Origin of the sequence: Okeania hirsuta, assembly GCF_003838195.1 — a bacterium.
GTDB lineage: Bacteria > Cyanobacteriota > Cyanobacteriia > Cyanobacteriales > Microcoleaceae > Okeania > Okeania hirsuta.
Window position 1 is genome coordinate 1 of sequence record NZ_RCBY01000382.1, and the last position, 4,641, is coordinate 4,641.

The 4,641-nt window shown below is 34.8% G+C and carries 2 protein-coding genes and 1 pseudogene; 1 reads left to right on the forward strand and 2 read right to left on the reverse strand.

What is annotated here, in order from left to right:
• A pseudogene (locus tag D5R40_RS30520) lies at nucleotides 1-408 on the forward strand (alpha-amylase); the annotation flags it as partial.
• Nucleotides 409-1,526: 1,118 nt separating this feature from the next.
• On the opposite strand, the gene D5R40_RS30525 reads toward D5R40_RS30520, so the two are convergent.
• Nucleotides 1,527-2,888 (reverse strand): ArsB/NhaD family transporter, encoded by a 1,362-nt coding sequence (locus D5R40_RS30525; protein ID WP_124155695.1) that lies wholly within the window; start codon nucleotides 2,886-2,888, stop codon nucleotides 1,527-1,529.
• A 541-nt stretch (nucleotides 2,889-3,429) separates the two neighbouring features.
• The gene (locus tag D5R40_RS30530; RefSeq protein WP_124155696.1) at nucleotides 3,430-4,335 is read right to left on the reverse strand and encodes a phosphodiester glycosidase family protein; all 906 of its coding nucleotides are present in this window, start codon (nucleotides 4,333-4,335) and stop codon (nucleotides 3,430-3,432) included.
• Nucleotides 4,336-4,641 lie beyond the last annotated feature (306 nt).

Genomic DNA, 4,641 nt, shown 5'->3' on the forward strand with positions numbered 1-4,641 from the left:
CGTCGTGAAGGATATCCTTGCATTTTTTATGCTGACTATTATGGTGCAGAGTATGAAGATTATGGGAAAGATGGCAACCGTTACAAGATTTTCTTACCATCCCACCGTTGGATAATTGATAAGTTACTTTTTGCCCGGAAATATTATGCTTATGGGGAGCAATATGATTATTTCGATCATTACAATACTGTAGGTTGGACTCGTTTGGGTACTGAAGAACATCCGAAAGCAATGGCTGTAATTATGAGTGATAGCTATCCAGGTTACAAGTGGATGGAAGTGGGTAAACCAAATGCTAAGTTTTATGACCTCACGGAACATATTCAGGAACCCATTTATACTAATGACTCTGGTTGGGCTAAATTTCGGTGTAATGGCGGGTCAGTTTCTGTTTGGTTACAAGAATAATAACTAATAGACATTTTCAGAAAAGAGGGACTAGGGACTAGGGAGTAGGGGAAAAAAATTGGGCGTTGGTGATTTGAGGTATGATATCATGCCCGGATAAGAGTTCGATAGAACTCCGTTACCTTTACGCGACCAAAAAACTTTCTCCTTCTACTCCTGTTTATTCTTCTTTCTTCCCTCCTGACTCCTGATATCATGTCCGAAGGCAATCGTTTGTGTAAACCCAAGGGTGAATATCTACAGGAAATTTAACAGGACTTACGCAGGGACTCTACATATAGCTAGGGCGTTAGCGGAGCTTTGCGTTAGCAAATGCCATTCGCCCCTACAGATGGTGCTTTAAAGGTCAATTTGCGTAAGTCCTGTTTAAGTTTTTTTCTGACTCTGAAACCTTCTTCCTCCTCCATCTTTCCTCTTCCATTTTCCTTACCTTCTCTATACAATACCGATGCTACCGGACATGATATGACTCCTGACTCCTGACTCCTAAGTAATGAAAATTAATATCATACACGCGCTTCACCAACGCCAAAAATTGATAATTTCGGTAGTGCATCATTCAAAAATTAATAATGAATAATGAATAATGAATAATTACCTCTCCTTGAAAAGAAGAGGATTGACAAATTCATGAAAATTTTTTTTATTATCCCCTTAAAAGGGGAGGCGCATACCCACAATTTTTCGGTAAAGTGTGGGATAAGTAATACCATTTCTCAAAAACTTTTCTACATTTTGTTGAGTAGGGGACCCATCCCTAACCCCTCCCAGGAGGGGAAGTAGGGGAGTAGGGGAATGGGGGAGAAGCAAACATAAGAATAATTAACATCATTCGCGAGCTAAAATTAGCATACAAAGTGATTCGGATTGTGCTGATTAGTTGACAACTGAAGTATTGCCCAAGTATAGCACTACTTTTGGGAATTGGTATAATTAATTCATTCCATTTCCAAGGAACGATTTTTGATATATTTACCCGCGTAAAAATTTTAGAGGCACGGAGTCGTGAATTGATTGAAGCAAGAATTAAAAATACTTCAATACACCCCATCCCCCCATCTCCCCATCTATTTTTAAATAGATTACAAATTGGTTCTATATAATTGGTATATTCGCATTTAATTAATTTGCATTCCTGGCAGCCAAATAATTAAACTCAAAAGACTAATAAATAAAATAGGTAAAATGATAGCTAAACTAATACCACAGTAATTTTTCCAACTAATTTGAAAACCATGTTGCTTCATCATATAAAACCAACATAGAGTAGACAGACTACCAATAGGAGTAATTTTAGCACCAACAACACAGCCAATAATAGTAGCATAAACCATTGCTTCTGAAATATTAGAATCTATTATTGGTGCAGTTTGAATTGTCAATATGTTAATCAAAGAAGATGGTAAATTATTACAGACTGCGCTAATAAATGCAGATAAAAAACCAGTAGCAATAATAGCTAGAGAAAATCCCCATCCAGAGATTTGAACTAACAAATATTTAATTACATCTGTTAAACCATAGTTACTCAGACCAAAAACTATTATGTACATTGCCCAGATAAATAAAATCACTGGCAGGAAAGGATAAAATATCAATTTAAAGAGAGAAAAACAGTAATTTGTTAAAAATTTAGTTTGAGAAATAAAATCTTGGAATCGATAATTATTCTGCAAACTATTAACTGAAATTTTGTGACTTTCTTCACTCTCAAGTAATTCTTCTGATTGTAGGTATAAATTATGCTTATTTTGACTTTCCTCCGCAAGTTTCAGGCTGATTTTTGGTTCTATACTGGTTGCTGGTAATGCTCTTTCTAGATAATTTTTTCTGAATCTAAATTTTTTATATTTCCTAGGAATATCAGGCCAAAAGTAAAACAACAAAACAACAATACTGGCAGCAATTGTCACGAAACTAATAGGTAGCATTATAATTATATAACTACCAAAAGAAATATTGTATGTAGTAGTAGCAATATAATTGACTGAATTACTGATAGAAAATGGTAGACTACTGATGTCAGCAACTAAGCCACAAGCTATCAGAAATGGGATAATTTCTTTAGGGGTAAACTTGAGTAAAATTAGAGCTTCAATTACTATTGGTAGAAATAATAAGGTACTACCATAGTTAGCGAAAATAGCACTAACTAGAGCTACTAATATTAGCAGTGTGACAAATAAAAGTTTACCGCTACCCAGATTCCAATTAGCAATATGAAATCCGAACCAACGAAAAACTCCCTTTTGTTGCAATATCCAACTAATAGTTATTAAAGCTAGTAAAGTAAAGGTAGTATTTACTAAAATTGCCCAAATCAATGTAGGCATATTTGCTAGAGAAACTAGACCAGTTGTGAGTGTTAGGCAGGCTCCTATCATTGCACTGAAACCTATATCTAAACCTTTTGGCTGCCAAAATACAAGAATTAGAGTACCTAGAAAAATCAATGGAATTAAGACTATTTGCCAACCCATAATATAGGTGATTATTATTTGTTTTTGTGAGATTTTTTTCTAAACTTACTATAACATTATCTTTTTTTTTTAAGGTTTAATACCCCACACCTCACCTGCAGTGTCTACAAGTTTGTTGGAGTTCCGTCGAGCAGAGCTGCTTATTTGAGTATTCTCCATCCACTTTTTTCTTTTTCCAACTTCAGTCCTTCCTTCTTTATTCTTCAATCATTTCATATCTGGTTCATAACACTTTCAAAAAATATTACTACAATAATTTTTAGCAAGTAGTAGTCAGGACTTAGTTAAGGGAAAAATATTCAATTTTTTTCTCTATTTCCGGTCTAATTCCAATTAAAAAAAAGAATGTTATGAATCATGTGGGTGATTAAAAGGCTTTATATGGAATGTCCCTTTGACAAAAAAGATAATTTACGACCTAAAAAATTATAGCGAAGCCATTCCCATACGACTCCTGACTTCCCCTCCTAGGAGGGGTTAGGTGTGGGTTTACTCCGAAGAAATAGCCTATCTATTTGTAGCAAATATTTATCAAACTGGTCTAAGGTAGAGCATAAAATCCTAAATGGTTAGCAATTGAACGTTCACGCATAGGTACAAGAGTATGAGTTGGTGAATTTAATAATTTAGCTTGGGAATTAGAATTTACTACTAAAGTTGTTGAACCACCACCATCTAAATTTAATGCTTTATCAGCACCTAAATTAATAATAAATTTAGTTAATTCTGCCAAAGTAACACCATTACTATAAAAAGGCTGTTTACCATCAACTAAAATTAACCATAATTTATCTCCTGTTTGATTAATTGCTACTGCTGTCCGTGGATAGGGTTTTTGATTCAAAGGTGAATTTTTTGGCAGAGTAACTGCTTGACCATTAGCAACTAAAATTAAATTACCAGAGATAGCTTGAATAGTTTGAGCTGAACAAATAGAGTTATCTGATATTTGAGCATAATTATTAACACTCAAACATAAAGTCGGCCAGTTTCTATCAATTATAGAGTAGTCATCACCATTAGATATTGCCCGACCAACTACATTAACTAAATCACCACTTTTAGGGTAAAAATCCCAAGGCGTCTTTTCATAAAAGGGGGAGAAAAAATTGGCATTTATTGCTAGTTGTAAATCAAATTCATTGACAAATTCAGAAGTGGTGCGGGCACGAATTTTCATATCTGGAAAAGTAGAAATTCTTGGTGTGACTAATGCTTTTACTCCAGGGGTGTTCAGAGCTATAGTCACAACATGAATCATGACCTGGCGTGGTTGAGAAAAGGCAAATCTTTGATAAATAATGCCTGGAAATAGTAATAAGTTAGTGTTAGTTCGAGGTGGGCGAATAACAGCAAGTATAGTAGTAATTGTTAGTAGTAAAACCAAGCATAAAACTATGCTAATAGTCAACAGCGATCGCCATGTAAAAATTCTAGAGCGAGACATTAAATAAAGTCCTCATAACTATAGCAGTACAAAGAATCTGTTATATTCTAGCTTTGGTGTGTTATGGTAGAAGGAAGAATGTTTTAGTTATCTAGGCGATTAGTTATCTACCAGAGAAGGAAAAATCTGGCGTTGTGTGAGTTTTAAGCTTTTGATATGTCCGCTCCTTTTCCTTCGACTGCTATACATTCCAAAGCACTCTGCTAGTAAAGTTTCTGCTTAATTAAGAAGAATAAATCAAACCTGCCGGATTTGAAGAAGGAGACAGGAGACAGGAGACAGGAGACAGGAGGAAAATTACATGGG